The organism is Acinetobacter lwoffii, assembly GCF_019048525.1.
Classification (GTDB): domain Bacteria; phylum Pseudomonadota; class Gammaproteobacteria; order Pseudomonadales; family Moraxellaceae; genus Acinetobacter; species Acinetobacter lwoffii_K.
Window position 1 is genome coordinate 2398626 of sequence record NZ_CP077369.1, and the last position, 23412, is coordinate 2422037.

Genomic DNA, 23412 nt, shown 5'->3' on the forward strand with positions numbered 1-23412 from the left:
ACTTTTAGAAGATAAAATTAGTTTTTTATTAAAATAGGTATATAATAAATAAAATCACTTTACTTTACTATTTTAATAAAATTATGGATCAATATTGCACACTGCAGGTTTATCAGGAAGATGAATGGCTGGATTGCGCTATTGTTGAGATTGTCGGTCAACAACAAACTGGATGGCAAGCAGCCACGCGCACATCATATCTATTTGAATATGCTATTTCTTATATGAACCTAAGCGATGGGCATGCGCTAGCCTATCATTTACCAGTAAATGTGCAAAATACCTTGCAATCTACCTGGCCGGCCTTCCTGATGGATTTGTTACCTCAAGGTTATGGTCGTAAAGAATTACTCCGTCAGCTTAATTTTTCTGAAAATACTCAGGAACAAGCAGACTGGGCGCTTTTAAAAGCGGGTGCAGGCAATCCGATTGGTAATTTACGGATTAAAGAGGCTTATGAATGGCTACAGGGGCAGTTCCCTGTTCAGCAGAATCATGGCTTTAGTCTGGACCAAGTCGTAGAACGTCAAGAAAAATTTATTGAATCCTTGGCCTCTTATGGACTTTTTATTGCCGGTTCTTCTGGTATTCAGGGCGAGTGGCCAAAATTACTGCTGACCCAAGGTCACGATGACCTGTTCTATCTGGATCACACGCTGACAGATGATCAGGTCAAACAGCATTGGCTGGTGAAATTCAGTCGTGGCAGTGATCAGAATCTAGATAAAATTTTGATGCACGAAGCCTTATATATGAAAATTGCCCAATACCTGGGACTTCGTGTTCATCAGGAACTGGAGCTGCATGGTAAGACTTTATTTATTCCCCGATTTGACCGTAAAGTCAGCGATGGGAAGGTTGAAAGAATTGCCCAGGAAAGTATTGCTTCTCTGGGAGGAAAAGCCGGTTTTGGGGTAAGAATGACCCATAACCAGATCTGTAGCCTGTTGATGCAATGCTGTACTGAACCAAAACAGGAAATCTTTGAATATTTGAAGCGTGATCTTGCCAATGTCGCTTTAGGCAATAAAGACAATCATACCCGTAATACAGCGATTCAACGTTTCAATAATGGAATCATTCAACTAACCCCATTATTTGATTTTGCGCCGATGTGGCTCCATCCAGATGGTATTGCCCGAACTACACGTTGGGAGCGAGATGATCATGGTGGCATGCCAATTTGGCATTCAGTCATTGAACAGATCGCCGAAAGCACGATGATTGATCCACAAGAAATCAAAGCGGTATTAATCGAGCAATTACCACTTTATCAGGGGTTACTCGAGCACATGCAGCATCTGCAATTGGCACCTGAAATTCTTGAAAATAGCCAGTATCGAATTAATAATATTTGCCAACAATTGGAGGAGCTGAATCATGGATAAACGCTTTAAGCCCCTGACCCCGATTCAACAGATGCAAAAGAGATTATCTGTACTTGAAACCGTCAGCAACAATCCTGACTGGCCTTTTCATCAGGTTGCTCGCTTCATTCGTACCGAGTTGCACCTCACACTCAACGATATGGCTAAAATTACCAAGATTGCTCCCCAGACTCTACAGAAAATGGAACAACCTGAAGGAAATCCAACACTCAAGTCTATGCAGAAATTACTGGATGCTTTTGGTTTAAAGTTAGAAATCAGGGTTAAATCCTGATGAGAAGCTGATGCTTTAATTGATATTTGCGGGAATTTTAGAGAAGAAGAATGGTTTAACAACTGAAAATATGCCCTGCTCCAATCTGTCTGTTAAATCCTTGCTCTATCACAGGAATCCCGGTTTAAATTAAACGCGGGATTCACTGGAGGCTGATATTTTCTTATCAGTTTTTTAATGAATACGTTTACTTTTTAAACGTCATTATGAAGAAATATCAACACAGAGATATTTCATTTCAAGATATTCATCCATACCGAATTTGGACCCTTCACGGCCTAATCCTGATTGCTTGACTCCACCAAATGGCGCAACCTCATTAGAGATAGCTCCGGTATTGATTCCCACCATACCGTATTCTAAGGCTTCGCCTACACGCCACTGACGTGCTGTACTTTGGCTAAATACATAGGTGGCCAGACCGAATTCCGTATCGTTCGCCATCTGAATTGCTTCTTCTTCAGTCTTGAAGCGGAATAACGGCGCCAACGGTCCAAAAGTTTCTTCTTTTGCAATACGCATCTGTTGGGTGACTTCAGTCAGAAGCGTTGGTTCGAAGAATGTACCGCCCAGATTTGAGCGCTGTCCACCGGTTTTCACCTGTGCGCCTTTGCTCACTGCATCTGCAATATGTGATTGCACTTTTTCAATCGCAGCCTCATCAATTAATGGACCTTGGGTAGAAGCTTCATCCCGGCCATCCCCGACTTTCAGCTTGGCAACAGCAGCCACCAGTTTTTCTACCAGTGCATCATAAATGCCATCTTGTACATAAATCCGGTTCGCACAAACACAGGTCTGCCCACTGTTCCGGAATTTACTGGCCATGATGCCCTGTACCGCCTGTTCAAGATTGGCGTCATCAAAGACCAGAACCGGTGCATTGCCACCAAGTTCTAAAGACAGTTTTTTGATGGTCGGTGCACATTGCTGCATCAGGATACGGCCGACTTGAGTCGAACCGGTAAAGCTTAACTTTTTCACAGTTTCGCTTTCACATAAGACCTGACCCACTGCAACCGCATCACCACTAACATGCAGCAATACATCTTGTGGCAAACCTGCGCGCAAGGCCAAAACTTCAAGCGCATAGGCGGTTAAAGGTGTTTGTTCAGCCGGTTTAACCAGCATGGAACAGCCAGCAGCCAGAGCTGGCGCGGCTTTACGGGTAATCATCGCCGCCGGGAAATTCCATGGCGTGATCGCAGCTGTTACCCCAATCGCCTGTTTAACGACCAATAAACGCTGATGGGCAAGCGTTGGTGTCAACACGTCACCATCAATACGGCGCGCCTGCTCGGCAAACCAGCGGATAAAGGAAGCGGCATAACCAATTTCACCACGCGCCTCAGCCAGTGGCTTACCCTGTTCAGCAGTCAGAATCTGAGCCAAAGATTCTTTATGTTCCTGCATCAGATTGAACCAGGCCCAAAGCACATCCGCACGTTCGAGGGCTGTCTTGGTTTTCCAGGCTTTTTGGGCTTGCTGAGAACGAGCTATCAGCTGTTCTACAGATGTCCGGTCATGGGATTTTACCCAGGCCAAAGTGGCTTGGGTTGCTGCATCTTTGACTTCAATATATTCATCCGTGGCAGGCTGATCGAAGCTGATATCAGGATGCTGTAATAAATCTCTATATTGCGCTTGAAGCATGATCATTACTCTTTTATTAGGCTGCGACAGACAGTGCAAACCCTTGTTTCAAGATAGCCAATCCCGCACGGAACTGTTCTGCCGGAATCGTGAGCGGGTATAGGAAACGGATTACATTACCATAACGACCGCAGGTCAGGATTAACAGACCATTTTGCATGGCATGGTTTTGTACAGCTTTTGCCTGTTCCGCAGTTTCAAGCTCAACCGCCACCATTGAGCCCAGTGCACGAATATCTTTGACCATGCTAGATGACATTTTCAGTTCATGTAAAACATCAACCAGTTCTGCGCCTAGATCATTCGCTCTTTCACAAAGACCTTCTTCTTCAATGATATCCAGTACCGCATGGGCAGCCGCAACAGCAACCGGGTTACCGGCATAAGTACCGCCCAATCCACCTGGATTTGGTGCATCCATGACTTCAGCACGACCTACAACGCCTGAGATCGGGAAACCGCCGCCTAGACTCTTGGCCATTGTAATCAGGTCTGCCTTGGTCTCATAATAATCCATCGCAAACAGTTTACCTGTACGCGCAAAACCAGACTGTACTTCATCAGCAATCAGTAAAATGCCGTTTTGATCGCATAATACACGCAAGCGTTTCAGGAATTCTGCTGGCACCACATTAAAACCGCCTTCGCCTTGTACAGGTTCAAGCACAATTGCTGCTACGTCATGCGCAGCAATATCTTCTGCGAAAATGTCTTCAATGCTTTGAATTGCATCATCAACACTAATGCCTTTGGATTCCACCGGATAACGGGCATGGAAAACACCACCAGGCATCACCCCAAAGTCGCGTTTATAAGGTGCAGTTTTACCGGTCATGGCCATCGTCATAAATGAGCGACCATGGAAACCATTGCCAAAAGTCACGATGCCATGACGGCCAGTATGGGCACGGGCAATTTTAACTGCATTTTCGACAGCTTCAGCACCAGTCGAAAAGAATGAGGTTTTTGCAGCACCTTGAATTGGAGCGCGTGCATTGATACGTTCTGCCAGAGCAACGTAACTCTCGTATGGTACAACCTGATAAGCCGTATGGGTAAATTTGGTTAATTGTTCAGTGACCGCAGCAATAATTTTAGGGTGACGATGGCCGGTATTCAGTACGGCGATCCCGCCCGCAAAGTCGATATATTGATTGCCTTCTGCATCCCAGATGGTCGAGTTTTCTGCTTTCTCTGCGTACCATTGACACATGACCCCAACACCACGTGGTGTTGCCTGCTGTTTACGTGCATTCAGTGCTGAGTGTTTACTGTCCATTTTGTATCCTCATTCTTGATTCATACGTTGTAAATTTTGCTATCCGGATCTTGGGATAGAAATTTGCCAAAGACTGGCTGATGTTGTTCATTTTGCGCTTTTACGCGTATGAGACGAGAGCCATTATTGAGTAATTCAAAGGAGCCAATTGATCTATTTAAAACGAGTAAAATAGTCAAAATATAAAATTATTTTATTTATAAACAATTATTTATATTTATAATGAAAATTGGCTCCTTTTTAAATAAAGAAGCCAATTTAAAAACCCATTGCAAAAATTTACGATGGGTCATCATGGATTAAATCTAGTCGTTTTTATGGATTAATTCATCTTGCAAAAAACTTCGCTTAACCCGGATAGATGCCGCGTTCCTGGCGTGCCATTAAAATACGTTCACAAGCCAGAATATAAGCGGCTGTACGCAAAGAACATCCGGCCTGAACTGCTTTTTGCCATACATCCTGTACCGCATTTTTCATACTGGCATCCATACGCTGGTTAATCTCTTCCTCAGTCCAGAAATAGCTGGCCAAATCCTGAACCCATTCAAAATAGCTGACCGTCACGCCACCCGCATTGCAGATCACGTCTGGCACCACCGTAATATGACGCTCACTCAGAATTTCATCCGCTTCAGTCAAAGTGGGACCATTGGCACCTTCCAGAATCATTTTGGCCTGAATATTTTGCGCGACCTGAGTATTAATCACACCTTCCAGTGCTGCCGGAATAAAAACTTCGGCAGGAATGCTCCAAAAAGCTGATGCAGAAATTTCATCACTGGCAGAAAATCCCTGAATTTTATGGTGGGCATTGGAGTATTCAAGCAGCTTTTTAATATCAATCCCCTCTTCTTGATACAGGGTGGCGGAATGGTCCTGAACACAGATCACTTTGCTGCCATTTTCCTGGAAAAGCAGCGCAGCTTCACTCCCGACATTACCGAAACCCTGTACACAGACCCGAGCATTTTTTAAATCCAGACCGATTTGCTGGGCAACTTCACGGCCGCTAATAAACACACCACGGCCTGTGGCTTTACTACGGCCTAAAGAACCCCCTAAATGCACCGGCTTTCCGGTCACTACACCAGTAATCGTAGAACCTGCATTCATGGAAAAGGTGTCCATCATCCAGGCCATGATTTGCGGATTGGTTCCTACATCCGGTGCCGGAATATCTTTTTGCGGTCCAATAATTAAATTGATTTCTGCCGTATAACGTCGGGTCAAGCGTTCCAGTTCGCGTTTGGAAAGCTGGCTCGGATCGACTCGCACACCGCCTTTGGCTCCACCAAAAGGTAAATTTAGAGCAGCACATTTGATTGTCATCCAGGCTGACAGAGCCATCACCTCATCCAAATTGACATCTGGATGAAAACGCACACCGCCTTTGCCCGGACCGCGGGTTAAATTGTGCTGAACACGATAGCCTTCAAAATGCTGAACCGTACCATCATCCATAATGACCGGGACATCGACAATCAAACTGCGCTTTGGGCGTCGCAGCATGTCCAGTCGTTCACTCAGCTCACCCAGATAAGGCGCTACTTTATCCAGTTGCTTAAGATAATTGTTCCAGGCCGTTGTACCTTGCTCGGTATAGGTCAATCCTTTCATCATCATGTTCATTCTATGATCCTTTTGTTATATGCAGTCGTATGTCCTGGCGGCTGCAACACATCTCTATTCGGCTGTTATGGCAATCATTGCTTGATTCAGGTCTTAGTTCAGCGCGCTCCAAACAAAATCAGTGTCTAGATTTTCCGCTTTAGTTTTAATCGGTATCTGTGTATATTGCCTGCCCGCCTGTATGCTCGCATTCAAGCCGCAGGTACATGATCAAAACGCATACAAGACACTTTACAATGACTGCCTGATCAGACTATTTTGCACCTAGCAATACCGCTCTCACGAGAGCCATTTCAAATTTGTAGGAGAGAGCCAATTGCGTAGCTTGCTTGGAGATTATTTACTGCAGCGATTGCAGCAAGATGTCACAGGAACATTACAGATGCGCCTGTTCCGCTGCTTGCGTAACGCGATTATTGATAGCGTATTGGCTCCCAAAACCCGCTTGCCTGCATCACGTGATTTGGCTAAAGAGATTCAGGTATCGCGTAATACGGTGTTAAATGCCTATGAACAATTACAGGCACAGGGTTATGTTGATGCCCGTACCGGTCAAGGTACCTGGGTAGTAGAGAAATTACCCGAATCCTTTTTGGTGAAGGCAGAACAGAATTCTCCTGCCGTTGCAGAAAAAAAAGCACAGCAAAATTATAATCTGTCGCAACGCGGTTCTTACTTGCTCGGCTATTCCGCGGCTTCGCCTTATCAATGGGGAGCCTTTGTACCGGGCGCACCCGATGTAACCGAATTTCCGCATCATATTTTCAGCAAAATCCAAACGCGTTTGAGCCGTGAACCTCAAGTTAACAACCTGATTTACAGCAATGCCGGTGGCTCCCTAGAACTGCGTCAGGAGCTGGCAGAATATCTGAAAATTGCCCGTTCAGTGCAGTGCGATGCTGATCAGATCATTATTACCGAAGGCACCCATCAGGCGATTGATTTGGTCTCGCGTACTTTAAGCGACATAGGCGATGAGGTCTGGATCGAAGATCCAGCCTATTGGGGCGCGCGTAATATTTTACGAATTAATGGCGTCAATCTACGTTCCTTACCGGTGGATCAGGAAGGGATTATTCCCGATCTGCATCCCAAGAAACCACCTAAACTGATTTTTGTGACGCCGTCGCATCAGTATCCTTTGGGCTCACATTTAAGTTTAGAACGGCGCAAACAGTTAATTGCACTGGCACGCCAGCACAATAGCTGGATTGTTGAAGATGATTATGACAGCGAGTTCAGGTTCTCGGGCCAGCCCTATCCTTCTTTACAAGGTTTAGAGCCGGATTCTCCGGTGATTTATATGGGGACGTTCAGTAAGACGATTTATCCGGCCCTGCGTATTGGCTATTTAGTGGTACCAAAACAGCTCTTTTCTTCATTGCGAATTGTAGCTTCGGAACTTTATCGTGGTGGTCACTTAATCGATCAGCAAACACTCGCTGAATTTATCCGTGAAGGACATTATGAAGCGCATATCCGACGAATGCGTTTATTGTATGGCAAACGCCACGCTTTTTTAATTGACCTGATTCGCCGACATTTAGGTGAAGATTTTCTGCATGAATACAATACCGCCGCCGGTTTGCATCTGATTTTAAAATTGCCCAGCAGCAGTGATGATGTCTTGATTGCATCCAAAGCGCTTGAACTGGGAATCAAGGTCAGAGCCTTATCGCAATACTATACCAAACATTATTCCACCCGGCAGAAAGGATTATTACTGGGCTTTGCCTGTGTGAGTGAACAGGAAATTCTGGTGGCTTTCGGGATATTGTTAAAGTGCTTGCGCGAGCATGGGATCCGCACTTTAACTTAGTAAAAACTCAGGGATCAATACAATTATATTTTTAAAATCAAAAAGCTTTTAATTTATTTTTAAAGGGAACGTAAACCTGCTTTTAGCCTGATATTTTAGGTAAGCTTTATTTTTCTGTAAATATTGCCTGCTTATATTTTTTATCTCTTAAGCCAATTGGCTCCTTTGAATTGCTCAAAAATGGCTCTCGTCACTTTACAACAAAAAAGAGAAATTAACCGCATACATGAACAGCATGTAACCGTACTTTAATCAAAGTGTGATCCTGTCTATAGGGCTACAAGGATTCATTTTATTAAGATTAACTTAATATTGGTCAAGCACTGATGAATTCGGTTACAGTTTCAAAGGATAAGATAGCGTAAGCCAAATAAGGAATTTTATTGCCGCTACGCTATTGATATTAAGGGAAATTATATGGCAGAACATCAACATTTCTCCAATTCCGAATCATCAAACGGCTTAAAAAACGGACTTAAATCACGCCATCTCACCATGATTTCAATTGCCGGCGTCATTGGTGGAGCACTCTTTGTCGGCTCCGGTAATGTCATCTATTCTGCAGGACCTGCTGCACTCATTGCCTATACTCTAGGTGGAATATTAGTTTTACTCATTATGCGTATGCTGGGAGAAATGGCGGTACTGAATCCCGACAGCGGCTCATTTTCAACCTATGCGGACCGAGGAATCGGGCGCTGGGCCGGATTTTCCATCGGCTGGTTATACTGGTCTTTCTGGACCTTGCTCATGGGCTGGGAAGCCTTTGTCGCCGGGAAAATCTTAAATAGCTGGTTTCCATTTATCCCGATCTGGGGCTATATGCTTCTGGTCACTGTAGCGCTGGTCTGGATTAACCTCCGTGACGTAAAAAACTTTGGTGAATTCGAGTTCTGGTTTGCCCTGATTAAAGTCATTGCCATTGTACTGTTTCTGGTGTTTGGTAGTTTGGCCGTGATGCACCTGTGGCCTTGGGGCGATGCCTCTATGCTCGGTGGTACAACTCATCTAACCGCTCAAGGCTTTATGCCTAATGGGTTTTCATCGGTGATCACGGCCTTATTGGGTGTAATGTTTGCTTATATGGGAGCAGAGATTGTCACCGTAGCAGCAGCTGAAACCAAAGATCCAGCCAAGGAAATTCGTAAGGCCGCTAATTCAATTGTATGGCGTATCATTTTATTCTATGTCGGTTCAATGTTGATTACGGTTTGCCTGATTCCACACAATAATCCTTTATTGAAAGATCCGACCTGGGGTACGTATAGCGTAGCGCTTACTGCACTCGGTATTCCAGAAGCACGCCATATTGTTAATTTTGTCGTGCTCACCTCGGTATGTAGCTGCTTTAACTCCGCACTTTATACCTGTTCACGCATGGTCTATTCCCTCTCCAAACGTGGAGATGCACCAAAGAGTTTCGGTTTAACCAACCGCAATAACAGCCCATGGGTAGGTGTCATCTTTTCAAGCCTGTTTTCTTTCGTGGCGATTTATCTGACTGCCACCGAAAGTATGAATATTTATGATGTCTTGATGTTAGCGACGGGTACCGTATCTTTATATGTCTATCTTGCTATTGCCATTTCTCAGCTTAAGTTACGTAAAAAACTGGAAGCTGAAGGACAAAATATTCCATTCAAGATGTGGTTATTCCCATGGCTCACTTATCTGGTCATTATCTTTATTGTCGGCGCTTTAATTACCATGATTATTGAGGGGACGTATTTTAAAGAAGTGGTTTATACCAGTGTGCTTGCATTATTTATTGTAGGCTTAGGCATCTGCGCACAAAAGTTTAACTGGGGTAAAACCTCAGTCAAAAAGGAAAAAGCAGCACAAGCCAGAATTAATTTAAGTGATAATCTTTAATTTATTTCTATAGAAATTTTTTAAATACATCAGAATGAATAAATGGAGAGTTAACAAACTCTCCATTTATTTTATATACAAGCCCAGTAAAAAAGGCCTATGTATGTCTAGATTTTAAATCTCCGTTGATACTTTACCTTTCCTAATCAAATTTCACCTTTCAAGACCACCTTAACTATTTAAGTGTAGCCAGAAGCTGTTCCATTAGCTTTTTCTGTTCTGATTGGTCAACCTGATCCGTTTCAATGAATAATTGATAAATCTCGAATACATTCTGTTATGAAATGTTGAGTCCAGCCTCATTTTGCCCAAAAGCTTCTAATATATTTTTTCTTATATGGCCACAATCATTGGAATTGGAAAAGATATGAATCATTATCCTGAAACCCCAGCTTCAACTGAAACCCAAGACCATCAACCTGGCGTGCAAACCCAAATGGACCCTGCACCGGAAATTATTAAACCGCATTATAAAGGCAGTGAAAAATTAAAAGGCAAAGTTGCCTTGATTACTGGTGGTGATAGCGGAATTGGCCGCTCTGTATCGGTCTTATTTGCCCGCGAAGGTGCAGATATCGCTATTTGCTATCTGGATGAAGATCAGGATGCACGGGACACCAAAAAAATGGTGGAAGATGAAGGCCGCCGTTGTCTGCTGATTCAATGTGATTTACAAGATCAAGATGAAATCAAGAAAATGGTGGAAAAGACCCTTCAGGAATTTAAAACGATTAATATTCTGGTCAATAATGCCGGGGTTCAATACCCGAAAGAAAGTATTACCGATATCTCGCCCGAGCAATTACTTAAAACATTTAATGTTAATATTCTGTCGATGTTCCACCTGACTCAGGCGGTGATTCCGCATATGCAAGCAGGTGACAGCATTATCAATACCACCAGTATTACCAGTTATCACGGACATGATCAGCTGATTGACTATGCCAGCACGAAAGGTGCCATCACTACATTTACCCGAAGCCTTTCCACCAATTTATTAAAAAATAAAACGGGCATTCGCGTCAATGGTGTCGCTCCGGGCCCAATCTGGACCCCACTCATTCCGAGCAGTTTTGATGAAGAACAGCTTAAAGATTTTGGTAAAAGTACCCCAATGGGCCGCATGGGCCAGCCAAGTGAAGTAGCACCGGCGTATTTATTTCTGGCCAGTGAAGAAGCCAGCTATATTTCAGGTCAGGTGATTCATGTGAATGGCGGCAGTATTATTAACGGCTAATCTGGCACAGAAGATAGCGGTTCTAGCTGACCGTTATCTTCATCTATTTAATCTTTGGATTTTCATATTTAAAAAAAATTGTTTTTATAAAATGTTTCCAACAAATACTTACCCTCGCAAAAGTAAGCTCTTGTTATAGTAATTTCAGCCAAACCTGATGAGGATATTAAGATGCCTAGAGGTGAAAAATCAGCCTATACCGATAAACAGAAACGGCAGGCCCAACATATTGAAGAAAGCGAAAAAGAACGTGGTCGTTCTGAGGAAGAAGCCGAACGTATTGCCTGGTCAACGGTCAACAAACAAGATGGTGGCGGCAAGAAAAAGAAACCGTCCCACTAAATAGAATTCATGTCGATGAAAGTATGGGACAGATACAAAGACCCTCTATAATTAAATTATAGAGGGTCTTTTACCATCAGCTTTAAGTAATATTTTCGATACGCTGCTGAGTCCATGCTGGCCAGAGCTTTTCCAGTGTTTGTTCAAATTTTGCATTTTCGGTTCGCCATTGTGGATTTTTGTCCTTATCAATAATCAGCGCACGAACCCCTTCAATAAAATCGCCCTGCTCTAACCAGACATCCTGCAAGTCCCGTTCTAGCTGCATACATTTTTCCAGCGACAAATTCTGTCCGGCTTGCTGTAACTTCAGGCTGGTCTGTTTTGCCATCACCGGACGCTGCTGCAAAATGGTCAGCATTTTATTGGCCCATTCCTGATTAGTTGCACTACTTGCATGAGCAAGGCTCTGTTCAATCTCCTCCAGGTGTTGATAGCCAAAATGCTGATTAATCAGATCTGAACGTTTTTGCAGCTCGCTTTCTACCGGATGCGTAATATAGGAACTAATGATCTTTTGAATCTCAATCGGGTTTAATACCGGTGCTGCAATCAATGCTGCTTCTAATTCAGCAAAACGCTCACTCGGCACATGATAATCCACCAGATCCAGATACAGCGCATCACTGCTACTGATTTGCTCACCAGTCAATGCCATATAGACACCGACTTCATCCAGTCGGGACAGAAAATGGGTAGCACCGACATCGGGGAAAAAACCAATCGCAGTTTCTGGCATGGCAAAACGTGATTTTTCACTCGTAACTTTGATATGACAGGCTTGAGCCAATCCAAAGCCTCCGCCCAGTACATAGCCATCCATCATCACGATCACGGCCTTTGGAAAATTACGCAAGGTGCTCAGCATCTTATATTCAGTGGCAAAAAAATCCTGATATTGGGTATTGCCGGCCTGATAGCTGTCATACAGATAGCGGATATCTCCTCCGGCACAGAACGCCTTGGGACTGTTGGAATTGATCAGAACCGCTTGTACCTGTGGTTTATGGCACCACTGATCGAGTTGTGCCTGAATGCCTTGAATCATCGGCAGGGTTAAGGCATTTAAATGGCTGGTGCGGTCCAGGCTGATGATGCCCAGACCTCCTTCTACCCAAATCGCTAAATTATTTTCATCACTCATTTTATTTTCCTATTCTTGTTTTATGGATGGGTAAATTTAGCGGGGCGTTTTTCCACAAAGGCCTGCATGCCTTCCTTTTGATCAGCACCGGCAAAAATGGAATGGAACACTCGACGTTCAAAGCGCAGGCCTTCTGCCAGGCTCACTTCAAAGGCCCGATTAATTGATTCTTTAATCATCATCACGGCAGTAAGTGACTTTTCAGCAATTTTTTCGGCAGCTTGCAGGGTTTGCTCCAGTAATTCTTCCTTAGCAAATACCCGAGCTACCAGACCACTTTGTTCCGCTTCTTGCGCCCCCATCTGCCGTGCAGTCAGGCACATTTCCATGGCTTTGGCCTTACCAATCGCCAAGGTTAAACGCTGGGTACCGCCAATGCCTGGCAACACGCCTAAAGTAACTTCGGGCAGACCAAATTTTGCATTCTCAGCGCAGTAAATAAAGTCGCACATCAATGCCAGCTCGCAACCACCACCCAAGGCATAGCCACTCACTGCGGCGATTAAAGGTTTGCGGCGCTGGGCAATCCGGTCGGCCAGACTGAAAAAATCATCTAGATAAATTTGCGGAAAATTCAGATCTGCCATTTCTTTAATATCGGCACCGGCGGCAAAGGCTTTTTCCGAACCGGCAATCACAATACAGCCAATTGCCGGATCTTTTTCCAGCTGATCCAGTGCCTGATTGACTTCAACAATCAGCTGGTTATTTAGTGCATTTAAAGCTTGCGGACGATTTAAAGTAATCAGCCCGACACCATTACGTTGTTCTAATAAAATTGTTTGCCATTGCATGAGATAAATCCTTTTAAAATTAGAGGCTGCGCGCAATCACCAGCCGCTGAATATCGCTGGTGCCTTCATAAATCTGACAAATCCGCGCATCGCGGTAAATCCGTTCAATTGGAAAATCTTTGAGATAACCGTAGCCACCAAAAATCTGCAGCGCTTTGGAACAGACACGTTCTGCCATTTCTGAAGCAAATAGCTTGGCCATGGAGGCTTCGGTTAAACAGGCTTCACCGGCTTCTTTCTTGCGTGCTGCAAAATGGACCAGTTGCCGTGCCGCTTCAATTTCAGTCGCCATACTGGCCAGCCTGAAAGAAATCGCCTGCTGTTCAAAAATCGGTTTGCCAAAGGCGACCCGATCATGCGCATAGGCCGTTGCTTCTTCTAAAGCGGCACGCGCCAAACCAACCGCCTGTGCGGCAATACCGATTCGCCCGCCTTCCAGATTTGCTAGGGCAATTTTCAGACCTTCGCCTTCGGCGCCGAGTCTTAAACTTTCATGAATGCGGACATCAGTTAGGGCAATCTGACAGGTATCCGAAGCATGCAGGCCGAGTTTTTCTTCCACCCGAATCACTTCATAGCCAGGTGTGTCGCGCGGCACTAAAAATGCACTCATGCCTTTTTTGCCCGCAGATGGGTCGGTCACGGCAAAGACAATAATCATCCCGGCATTGTGGCCTGAGGTAATGAACTGTTTGGCGCCATTCAGAATGTAGTGATCGCCGTCCTTGATCGCCCGGGTTTTAATCGCGGCAGCATCCGATCCGGTATGCGGTTCGGTTAAGGCAAAGGCACCAATCATTTCACCTTGAGCCAAAGGCTTTAAAAATTGCTGCTTTTGCTGTTCCGTGCCGAACTTGAAAATCGGCACACAACCCACCGAGTTATGTACGCTCATAATCGCGGATGTTGCACCATCGGCCGCAGCGACTTCTTCTAGGGCTAGAACATAAGCCAGCGTACCTGTGCCCGAACCGCCCCATTCTTCCGGAATCAGCATGCCTAAAAAACCCAGCTCTCCCATTTGGGCCAAGGCCTGCTTAGGAAAAATGCCTTTTTGATCCCACTCGCCGGCAAAGGGTTTAATCTGTTCCTGGGCAAAGCTTTTGGCCATATCCTGAATTAGTTTTTGCTCTTCCGTTAATTGCATCGATGCTTCCTTTAATCTCTTTATTTAATCTTCTTATTCAATTTGTTGGCTTTAGCTATTATGCGGTCTTGGCTTGCTGCTTGTTGATTTCCTGATTGCGCAGTAAAAAGCGTTGAATTTTACCGCTTGGGGTTTTCGGCAATTCGGTCACGAATTCAATCAGGCGCGGATAGGCATGTGCAGATAAACGCTTTTTCACAAATTGACCCAGCTCTTCTTCCAGATGGGTCGAAGCTGCAAAATTATTCGCCAGAATCACAAAGGCTTTAATCACTTCGGTACGCTCGGGGTCAGGTACACCAATCACCGCAGCTTCAATCACGGCATCATGTTCCAGCAAGGCACTTTCCACATCAAATGGGCCGACCCGATAGCCTGACGTTGTAATGACATCATCACTACGCCCGACAAAGCTCATACTGCCATCAGCATGGATTTCTGCGGTATCACCGGTTAAATAGTAGTGGCCGACAAAGGGAGATTTACGGCTTTCTTCATAGCCAGAGAACCACATCATCGGCGATTGGCTGATATCCACTGCCAGGATGCCCGGGATGTCAGCTGCTAATTCATGCCCCTGTTCATCGACAACGGCAATTCGGTAACCCGGGCTGGCAAAGCCTGCCGAACCTGAACGGACCGGATGTTCCAAAGCATGATGATTACACACCACCATCCCGACTTCGGTCTGGCCATAATGGTCATAAATCGGCACATCTAGCACCTCTTTAAACCAGCGGATCACTTCCGGATTTAACGGTTCTCCCGCACTGCTGACGACACGTAACTTGCCGCGCAGTTTTGCCATTTGAGCAGGATCGGCTGCCATCATCATGCGGTAAGCAGTCGGTGCACCGGCCAGATTGGTAATGCCATATTCCTTAACAATTTCGCAGACACTTTCCGCATTAAACCCACCTTCATAAAACAAGGTCGAGTGTCCAAGCATTAAGGGACCAATAATCGCGTAATACAATCCGTAGGCCCAGCCGGGATCGGCAATATTCCAGAATGCATCTTCAGGAGTTAGACCAATGGCATTTTGCATATAGCTTGCAAAAGCAATCAGTGCTTTTAAAGGGACTTTAAGAGGTTTCGCTGGTCCAGTAGTACCGGAGGTAAACATCAATAAAAAAGGATCATTAACACTCAGGATTTCCAGCTCACAAGCTTCAGCCTGACGGTTTAATACCGTCCAGAAGCTGAGGTCGTGCGGATAGCGCTCTGCCTCAATTTCGGCATGTACCGTCACAATCAGTGGACAGTTGCTGATCTCGGATAATTTCTCCCGATTCGCCAGATCAGTCACCACCAGCTTACTTTGCGCCAGCTGAATGCGATGCTCGATGGCTTTAGGCCCAAAGGCCGTAAATAACGGTTGATAGACCGCACCAATCCGCCAGGTCGCTAAAATGGTAATTATCAGCTCCGGGGTGCGCGGTAATAATCCGGAAACACGATCACCTTTACCAATGCCTTGAGACTTAAGAAAATTGGCAAACTGGCTGGAATATTTTTTGAGCTCGGCAAAGCTATATTGTTCTTTTCTGCCATCTTTACCATGCCAGTATAGGGCAATGGCATCGGAATCGGCATGACGGTCACAGCATTCATAACAGGCATTTACTGCCTGCATTGAACCGGAGAGATACTGGCTTGCAACCGTATTTAAATCAAAGTCTTGAACCGTTGTTTGATAATCTAACATGTTAAACCTCAGCCTGAATTTATCGTTATTACTGACAAGGTGTAATTATTGAAGCGAATCCTTGCTCCATCTGAATCTTTTAAGTTTTAAGCATTTGGCGTGGTGTATTGATGCATGATGCTGGAGAAGTCCAGATGGGCATCTCCTTCCTGACAGAGCTGTTGATAGAGTTTTTGTACCATGCTGCCGAGTACAACCGGCTGATCCACCTGTTGCGCTGCATCGACCGCCAAACCTAAATCTTTGAGCATCAATTGTGCGGCAAAACCGTCGGTATAACCCCGCGATGACGGTGCATTGGCACAAATATCGGGCCATGGATTATAAATTTCAGAACTCCAGCAACGTCCAGTGGAGCTGTTGATTACCCCAGCCAGCGCCTGCGGATCAATTCCCAGTTTGGCTCCGAGTGCCATTCCTTCTGCAACGGCAGTCATGGAAATGCCCAGAATCAGGTTATTACAGATTTTTGCCACCTGTCCTGTTCCCACCGCACCACAATGCACCAGATTTTTACCCATACAGCCGAGAACAGGTTTAACGGCCTCAAAGGTGGCATCATCTGCACCGACCATAAAGGTTAAAGTGCCATCTTTGGCACCTAAAGTACCGCCGGATACCGGTGCATCACAGACGCGAATCTGCTTGGCCTGCGCTGCTGCAGCAACCTCCTGAATGGTTTGCGGATCAATGGTGCTGCTGTCGATACATAAGCTGCCCGCTTGAAGCACCTCCAGAATACCGTGTTCACCTAAATAGACTTCACGCACATGCTTGGCTGCAGGCAACATGCTGACCACGATCTCCGCCTGCTTCGCGGCAGCCTGTGGACTGTCGCAGACCACACCGCCAGCTTCTGCAAAATGCTGTATAGCCACTGCACTTAAGTCATAACCAAAAACCTGATGACCGGACTTGAGCAGATTTTGCGCCATGGAGCCGCCCATGTTGCCTAAACCGATAAATGCAATCTTCATGCTGATGCTCCTTAACGCAGACTGATTGTGGTATTGACACCAGTGGTTTCCTGGTCATCTTCAAACCAGCGGCTGGTAATGGTTTTGGTCTGGGTATAGAACTGCACCGCCTGTTTGCCATAAGGACCGAGATCACCCAGTTTTGAACCGCGTGAACCGGTAAAACTGAAGAAAGGCACAGGTACGGGAATTGGAATGTTAATGCCCACCTGACCGATATCAATCTGGTTCTGGAAGCTACGTGCCGTATTGCCATTTTGGGTAAACAGTCCAACGCCATTACCAAACGGATTGGCATTAATCAGTGCAATCGCCTGTTCTAAAGTATCGACATGCATGATCGCCAGTACCGGACCAAATACTTCTTCTTTATAAATGCGCATATCGGTCGTGACCTGATTAAAAATCGTTGGTCCGACAAAATTACCCTGTTCATAGCCTGGAACCTGCACATCACGGCCATCGAGTAGCAGTTCGGCACCCTGTTCAACACCACTGTTAATTAAATCGATGACACGCGATTTGGCACGGGTTGAAATCACTGGTCCAACATCGGTATTCGGTTCATGCCCGGCATTTACCTTTAAGGTTTTGGTTTTATTGACCAGTTCATCGACCCAGTGCTTGGTCTCACCGACCATTACCGCCACGGAAAGTGCCATACAACGTTGACCTGCTGCGCCAAAAGCTGCACCGACCAAGGCATTTAAGGTCTGTTCTTTATTCGCATCTGGCATCACCACCACATGGTTTTTGGCGCCCATCATCGACTGCACACGCTTGCCGTGTTGGCCTGCAAGGTTATAGACATGCGTGCCGACTGCAGTCGAACCGACAAAAGAAATCGCCTTGATATCGCGATGGGTACACAGTAGATCGACCACTTCTTTGCCGCCATGTACCACATTCAGTACGCCTGCCGGCACACCTGCCTGAATCGCTAACTCAACCAGCATCATGGTCGATAGTGGATCCTGTTCAGAAGGCTTTAAGACAAAAGTATTGCCGCAGACAATCGCCATCGGGAACATCCACAGTGGAATCATCGCCGGAAAGTTAAACGGGGTAATTCCTGCACAGACACCCAAGGGTTGCTGCAAAGTATAGGTATCGACACCGCGTGCCACACCTTCAATATACTCACCCATTTGTAGTGAACCGATCGAACAGGCATGCTCCACCACTTCCAGACCGCGCTGAATATCACCTTCGGCATCGGCCAGAGTTTTCCCCTGTTCCGCCGTTAATACCTGGGCAATACTTTTTAAATTAGTACGAATCAGATCCTGCAATTTCAGCATGATGCGCATACGGGCCTGAATCGGGGTTTGGCGCCAGCTGGCAAAGGCATTTTGCGCAGCCGCAATCGCTGCATTGACTTCTTCAGCAGTGGCAAAAGGCACTTGGCCCAAAACTTCCTGAGTGGCAGGATTAACAATATCTTGCCAATGGCTGGTTTTTGATTCGACAAATTCACCATTAATGAGAAGTTTTGCGGTGGTGAATCCGGTACTTTGCTGTGGATGAGAAATGGCGTTCATGGTCGCTCCGTGCTGGTTTGTTATTGTCGTTGTATCTGCCTTTACTGGCTTTTATTTAACGTATAATTTTTACGCTGTTTCAGCAGACTAACAAAGAACACTTTGACCACCAATAGAAATTGGTGCACGATGGTTGTGCAAATATGCACAGGAATTTAACAGGATGTTAAATAAAAAATGAAAGTGGATTGGGATCATTTACGTTTCTTTTTGGTTTTAGCGCGTGCTAAAACGCTCACCAATGCAGCACGCTTGATTGGGGTTGAACACAGTACCGTGGCACGGCGGATTCAGGCCCTGGAAAATACCCTCGGTACTCAACTGTTTAAGCGCGAAGCCACCGGTTATGAACTGACCTCGGAAGGTCTGGCACTGGTACCGCGTGTGGAACAGATGGAGCAGTCCTTTATCCAGATTGACAAGCGCCACGACCCTTTGCAAGGTCGGGTCCGGATTGGTGCGCCAGAAGGTTTTGGTACGGCATTTTTAGCCCGTCTTTTGGCAGAATTTTCCCAGCATTATCCTTTGCTGACCATTGACCTGATTCCGGTACCGAAAGCGATCAAACTTTCACATCGAGAAGCCGATATTGTGATCGCGATTGACCGGCCCAAATCTGGCCCCTATATCATTACTCGTTTGTCTAACTACTGCCTGAAACTGTATGGCAGCCAGCATTATTTACAGCAAAATCCGGAAATTAAAAAACTGGAAGACCTCCAGCAGCACCGTTTTGTCGATTATATTGATGATCTCGTCTATAGCACTGCACTGTATTCGCTGGAGCGTCTTCCCTTGCAGGTCAGTGCCTGTTTTCGCAGTAATAGTATTCTGGCGCAGGAAATTGCCGTGCGTGCAGGTGCTGGACTGGCCATTTTGCCGAAATTTCTGGTCAATGATAAAAGTGAACTGAAAGAGGTGCTGGGTCAGCAGCTCAGTTTTACCCACACTTTCTGGATGCTGACGCTGGTCGATCTGCAACATGAACCAAAAATTAAACTGGTCTGGGATTTCTTGCGTAAACAAGCCGATCTTCAGCAAGACCTGTTAATGGGCAGATGAATATTGAACACACTGTTCACTTTGCAAGGCTACGTACTTTAGTTAAATCAACTGAAACAACAACGTATCGATACAGCAAATGAACGTATCACAACATTCCTGACGCTCATGACTTGTTAAATTAACAGTCGATCATTCGCGATGTTTTTTAATGAGCTACAGGAAAATAATATGAAAATCTTGATGATACTGACTTCACATGACCAGCTGGGCGATACTGGCAAAAAAACTGGCTTCTGGTTGGAAGAGCTAGCTGCGCCTTATTACACCTTTGTCGATGCAGGCGCAGAGGTAGTTTTGGCTTCTCCTGCAGGTGGTCAGCCACCATTAGATCCAAAAAGTAATGAGCCGGATGCGCAAACCGAAACCACCAAACGCTTTGAAGCAGATGAGGTGGCCATGCAGGCTCTTGCCAATACACATAAGTGGAGTGAAGTCTTAAATCAGGATTTTGATGCCGTGTTCTATCCGGGTGGTCACGGTCCATTATGGGATCTAGCCAAAGACCAGAATTCTATTTCTTTAATTGAGCAGACTTTACAGGCAGATAAACCTGTTGCGCTGGTCTGTCATGCAGCGGGTGTACTTCGTGAAGTCAAAGATGCCGAAGGTCATTCGATTGTAGAAGGCAAGACAGTCACCGGTTTTACTAATACCGAAGAAGACGGCGTAGGCCTAACCGATGTTGTCCCATTTCTAGTGGAAGACATGCTGAAAGAAAAAGGCGGGAAATATTCCAAAGCTGAGGATTGGCAGGTGCATGTACAGCAAGATGGTTTACTGATTACCGGGCAAAATCCGGCCTCTTCTGCTGCAACCGCAGAAGCTTTATTAAAATTATTAAAATAGAAGTTAATCTAAAATTCGTATTAATCTTTTAGATCACTTCTTTTTAAATAAGAAAACCCTGAATGATGCAAGATTATTCAGGGTTTAATTTATCTATTTATTCCCAGATTTAGTTCGCTTCAGCCGCTGTGGAGGCAATATGCTGAGCCAGTAACTCTCTGAGTTTAAATTTCTGGATTTTCCCTGATGGGGTCATCGGAATTTCATCCCAGATCTCCAAACGTTCCGGAAGATATTGCATAGCCAGATTATGAGTTTTCAGGAAATCTACCAGCTCATTAAAACTTAACGGCTTTGTCTGATCTTTCAGCTTGATGATTGCACAGGCACGCTCGCTCATTCGCTCATCTGCATAAGCCACTAAAGCTACTGTGGCGATATTCGGATGCTTATAAAGTAGTGATTCAATTTCCGCGACCGGAATATTTTCTCCACCACGAATAATCACATCCTTCTTACGTCCGCAAATCCGAATATAGCCATGCTCGTCCTGATAGGCAATATCGCCAGTATCAAACCCGCCTTCGGCATCCGTATCATTCAAATGTGGACGTTTTAAATAACCGCCAAAATTTGAACAGGTGCGGATCATCAAACGCCCGGATTCATTCACGGCTTTGGTCTGACCTTTTTTATTCACGATCTTGATTTCAACACCAGGTAAAGCGATGCCATCCGTATTGAAAGAGTGTTCATCCTCATCTTCAGGTCGGGTCAGCGTCACTGCACCACATTCGGTCATACCCAGGCTGAAATCACTTTTACTCCTAAAATATCCCGGGCTTTTTGCACCAATGGACCTGGAATGGGCGCACCTGCACACAGGAAAATTTTCAGTGAATCAACCTTGTCATGCTGTTCTGCCACGGTATTGGATAGGTCATTCAGGAATGGGGTCGAGGCCATGGTGAAATTCACCTGATGCTGATGAATCAGATCTACTGCTTTGGCTACATCCCAGCTTGGAAACATGGGACAACTTGCAAGCTGATTTCTTTGATTTTTATGGTCAGGCCTTAAATAAACTGGCCTTTGATGATGTGGTTACCCTGATTCATCTGCTCAATAAAGTAAATGATGGTTTGAAAAGTATTCATCTGCATAAAGAAGCAGATCAGGAATAAACAAATAGAAATTCAGCTTTAATTGAAGAGTATAAAAAAGAGCCTGTATTCAGGCTCTTTTTTTGAAGTTGAAATTATGCTTTTTGTGGATCGTATTGACGGTCTTTGATGAAAATCCCGGACACTGCCCCACATAAGAAATAAGCACCGCCCATAATCAGGAAGCCTAGACCAATTGAACCACCGCTGGCTGCCGCGCCAATAATCGCAGGTGCAAACATGGCGCCAATACGACCTGCATTATAAGCACCCCCTACTGCAGTACCACGAATCGAAGTGGCAAAGCTTTCCGTCATATAAGTGGCATTAATCGCATATGGAATACCATACAGGAATCCAAAGAAAATCAGCAGATAGGCAATGTTATCTGGTGTATTGAATAGCACAATCACGGGCAGAAAAATCGCCGTTCCGATGGCACCAAAAGAAAAGACAGCGCGTCTACCCAGACGGTCTGCGGCAAAGCCCGCCAGAATTTTTCCGAAAATCATCGCCACATAAGTACCAATCATATAGCCGGCCATGGATTTAAAATTCATGTGCAATTCAGATTCCAGATATGCCGGCATCCAGTTGTTTACGCCATAGTAGCCAAATTGCAGAAAACCGGCCGTAAAGATCCACAAAATAAACATTCTGCGATTCGCAGGATCCGCGAAAATCTCTTTGACTGTGCTTTTTTTGGCAGGCTGCTGTGCTGTGATTTCAGCTGGGGCATATAGACGCTGCAAACGTGCACGCTGCCAGGATTCTGGCTCAGGAACCAGTTTCTGGATAAAAATCGCCATAACCGAGGGAATAATGGCAATAAAAAACAGGGTTCGCCAGCCATATTCCGGAATGATCCATCCTGCCAGTACCGTGGCCACAATATAACCGACGGTCCATCCTGCCTGTAAGGTACCTAAAACCGTGGTGCGATATTCAGTTGGAACATATTCAGCCATGAGCGTATTGGCTGCAATATATAAAGAGCCTATGCCAAAGGCAGAAAGGAAGCGTAAAACAGCAAATTGTTCAAAGTTCTGTGCAAAGCCTAAGGCTGCGGTCAATATGGAAAATACCAGAATCGAAATGACTACGGTACGTACACGGCCCAGACGGTCACAGGCCCAGCCCCCTATAAAGCCACCAATCGCCATACCTGCCAAGGTAAAACTGCCTAGTGTACCAGCCTGCAGATTACTGAGACCAAACTCTGCTTTCAGGCTATTTAAACTGAAAGACAACAGCAACATGTCCGCGCCATCTACCAGTAAAGCCAGAAAGGCGAAAATAAAAGCAATTTGCTGGGTTCGTTTGGTCGTAGGTTTAATCTTTTCTAATTCTCTAGCTAAATCCGTCATATTTAAATCTCTGTTTCCCTATCCTTAGGTTTTCATGATCTTTTTATATTTAAAGCTATTCCGCTAGTGAATATGCTTTAAGGCTAATCCGTTTTTAATTCACCTGATTGACTCCTTTTTTAATCCTGTCTGGGAGATCCCTTTTTCCTTTTTATCAATTACCTCTTGTTCCTCGTTCATGCTTATATTTGCATCAGGCTAAAGAAAATAAGATGAATATTCAA

General features: G+C 45.2%; 18 protein-coding genes and 2 pseudogenes. 9 read left to right on the plus strand and 11 right to left on the minus strand.

Annotated features, from left to right (window positions below):
* Positions 1 to 83: 83 nt before the first annotated feature.
* Both I6L24_RS11295 and I6L24_RS11300 read left to right on the plus strand, forming a co-directional pair.
* Positions 84 to 1388, plus strand: coding sequence for a type II toxin-antitoxin system HipA family toxin (locus I6L24_RS11295; RefSeq protein ID WP_129717361.1), 1305 nt, complete (start codon positions 84 to 86; stop codon positions 1386 to 1388).
* Positions 1381 to 1662: a helix-turn-helix domain-containing protein gene (locus I6L24_RS11300; protein ID WP_004280265.1), complete on the plus strand. Its 282-nt coding sequence runs from the start codon at positions 1381 to 1383 to the stop codon at positions 1660 to 1662. The genes I6L24_RS11295 and I6L24_RS11300 overlap by 8 nt, the downstream gene beginning before the upstream one ends.
* Before the next feature lie 204 nt (positions 1663 to 1866).
* Here the strand turns inward: I6L24_RS11300 and I6L24_RS11305 are convergent, their stop codons facing one another.
* The 3 genes from I6L24_RS11305 to I6L24_RS11315 all read right to left on the minus strand — a co-directional run bounded on the left by I6L24_RS11305 (position 1867) and on the right by I6L24_RS11315 (position 6214).
* The gene (locus tag I6L24_RS11305; protein WP_129717363.1) at positions 1867 to 3315 is read right to left on the minus strand and encodes an NAD-dependent succinate-semialdehyde dehydrogenase; all 1449 of its coding nucleotides are present in this window, start codon (positions 3313 to 3315) and stop codon (positions 1867 to 1869) included.
* 16 nt (positions 3316 to 3331) lie between these two features.
* Positions 3332 to 4594: a 4-aminobutyrate--2-oxoglutarate transaminase gene (gene gabT, locus I6L24_RS11310; protein WP_044110443.1), complete on the minus strand. Its 1263-nt coding sequence runs from the start codon at positions 4592 to 4594 to the stop codon at positions 3332 to 3334.
* A 348-nt stretch (positions 4595 to 4942) separates the two neighbouring features.
* Positions 4943 to 6214 (minus strand): Glu/Leu/Phe/Val family dehydrogenase, encoded by a 1272-nt coding sequence (locus I6L24_RS11315; protein ID WP_180038875.1) that lies wholly within the window; start codon positions 6212 to 6214, stop codon positions 4943 to 4945.
* Positions 6215 to 6542: 328 nt separating this feature from the next.
* Here I6L24_RS11315 and pdxR point away from each other — a divergent pair, with 328 nt between their 5' ends.
* The 4 genes from pdxR to I6L24_RS11335 all read left to right on the plus strand — a co-directional run bounded on the left by pdxR (position 6543) and on the right by I6L24_RS11335 (position 11496).
* Positions 6543 to 8045, plus strand: a complete 1503-nt coding sequence (pdxR, locus tag I6L24_RS11320) for a MocR-like pyridoxine biosynthesis transcription factor PdxR (RefSeq protein ID WP_004646934.1) — start codon at positions 6543 to 6545, stop codon at positions 8043 to 8045.
* A 417-nt stretch (positions 8046 to 8462) separates the two neighbouring features.
* Positions 8463 to 9917 (plus strand): amino acid permease, encoded by a 1455-nt coding sequence (locus tag I6L24_RS11325; RefSeq protein WP_180038846.1) that lies wholly within the window; start codon positions 8463 to 8465, stop codon positions 9915 to 9917.
* Between the two features lie 367 nt (positions 9918 to 10284).
* A complete protein-coding gene (locus I6L24_RS11330) occupies positions 10285 to 11154 on the plus strand; it encodes an SDR family oxidoreductase (protein ID WP_138742733.1) in 870 nt (289 codons plus the stop codon).
* A 171-nt stretch (positions 11155 to 11325) separates the two neighbouring features.
* Complete coding sequence (locus tag I6L24_RS11335; protein WP_216986017.1) at positions 11326 to 11496, plus strand: hypothetical protein; 171 nt, start codon at positions 11326 to 11328, stop codon at positions 11494 to 11496.
* 82 nt (positions 11497 to 11578) lie between these two features.
* Here the strand turns inward: I6L24_RS11335 and I6L24_RS11340 are convergent, their stop codons facing one another.
* The 6 genes from I6L24_RS11340 to I6L24_RS11365 form a co-directional block, all read right to left on the minus strand.
* Positions 11579 to 12640 carry an enoyl-CoA hydratase/isomerase family protein gene (locus I6L24_RS11340; protein WP_216986018.1) on the minus strand — a complete coding sequence of 354 codons (1062 nt, stop codon included), beginning with the start codon at positions 12638 to 12640 and terminating at the stop codon, positions 11579 to 11581.
* 20 nt (positions 12641 to 12660) lie between these two features.
* Positions 12661 to 13434, minus strand: coding sequence for an enoyl-CoA hydratase (locus tag I6L24_RS11345; RefSeq protein ID WP_216986019.1), 774 nt, complete (start codon positions 13432 to 13434; stop codon positions 12661 to 12663).
* A 19-nt stretch (positions 13435 to 13453) separates the two neighbouring features.
* Positions 13454 to 14581, minus strand: coding sequence for an acyl-CoA dehydrogenase family protein (locus I6L24_RS11350; RefSeq protein WP_216986020.1), 1128 nt, complete (start codon positions 14579 to 14581; stop codon positions 13454 to 13456).
* A gap of 58 nt (positions 14582 to 14639) precedes the next feature.
* Positions 14640 to 16289: an AMP-binding protein gene (locus I6L24_RS11355; protein ID WP_216986021.1), complete on the minus strand. Its 1650-nt coding sequence runs from the start codon at positions 16287 to 16289 to the stop codon at positions 14640 to 14642.
* Between the two features lie 86 nt (positions 16290 to 16375).
* Positions 16376 to 17266, minus strand: a complete 891-nt coding sequence (gene mmsB / locus I6L24_RS11360; RefSeq protein ID WP_216986022.1) for a 3-hydroxyisobutyrate dehydrogenase — start codon at positions 17264 to 17266, stop codon at positions 16376 to 16378.
* Between the two features lie 11 nt (positions 17267 to 17277).
* Positions 17278 to 18807 (minus strand): CoA-acylating methylmalonate-semialdehyde dehydrogenase, encoded by a 1530-nt coding sequence (locus I6L24_RS11365; RefSeq protein WP_216986023.1) that lies wholly within the window; start codon positions 18805 to 18807, stop codon positions 17278 to 17280.
* A 177-nt stretch (positions 18808 to 18984) separates the two neighbouring features.
* On the opposite strand from I6L24_RS11365, the gene I6L24_RS11370 reads away from it, so the two are divergent.
* A complete protein-coding gene (locus I6L24_RS11370; protein WP_004280289.1) occupies positions 18985 to 19869 on the plus strand; it encodes a LysR family transcriptional regulator in 885 nt (294 codons plus the stop codon).
* 171 nt (positions 19870 to 20040) lie between these two features.
* Positions 20041 to 20718 (plus strand): type 1 glutamine amidotransferase domain-containing protein, encoded by a 678-nt coding sequence (locus I6L24_RS11375; RefSeq protein ID WP_216986024.1) that lies wholly within the window; start codon positions 20041 to 20043, stop codon positions 20716 to 20718.
* Positions 20719 to 20827: 109 nt separating this feature from the next.
* Here I6L24_RS11375 and I6L24_RS11380 read toward each other — a convergent pair.
* Positions 20828 to 21678: pseudogene (locus tag I6L24_RS11380) on the minus strand (AMP-binding protein); the annotation flags it as partial.
* A 2-nt stretch (positions 21679 to 21680) separates the two neighbouring features.
* On the opposite strand from I6L24_RS11380, the pseudogene I6L24_RS11385 reads away from it, so the two are divergent.
* A pseudogene (locus I6L24_RS11385) lies at positions 21681 to 21842 on the plus strand (MarR family transcriptional regulator); the annotation flags it as partial.
* 74 nt (positions 21843 to 21916) lie between these two features.
* Here I6L24_RS11385 and I6L24_RS11390 read toward each other — a convergent pair.
* Positions 21917 to 23188, minus strand: a complete 1272-nt coding sequence (locus tag I6L24_RS11390) for an MFS transporter (protein WP_004646947.1) — start codon at positions 23186 to 23188, stop codon at positions 21917 to 21919.
* Positions 23189 to 23412: the final 224 nt, after the last annotated feature.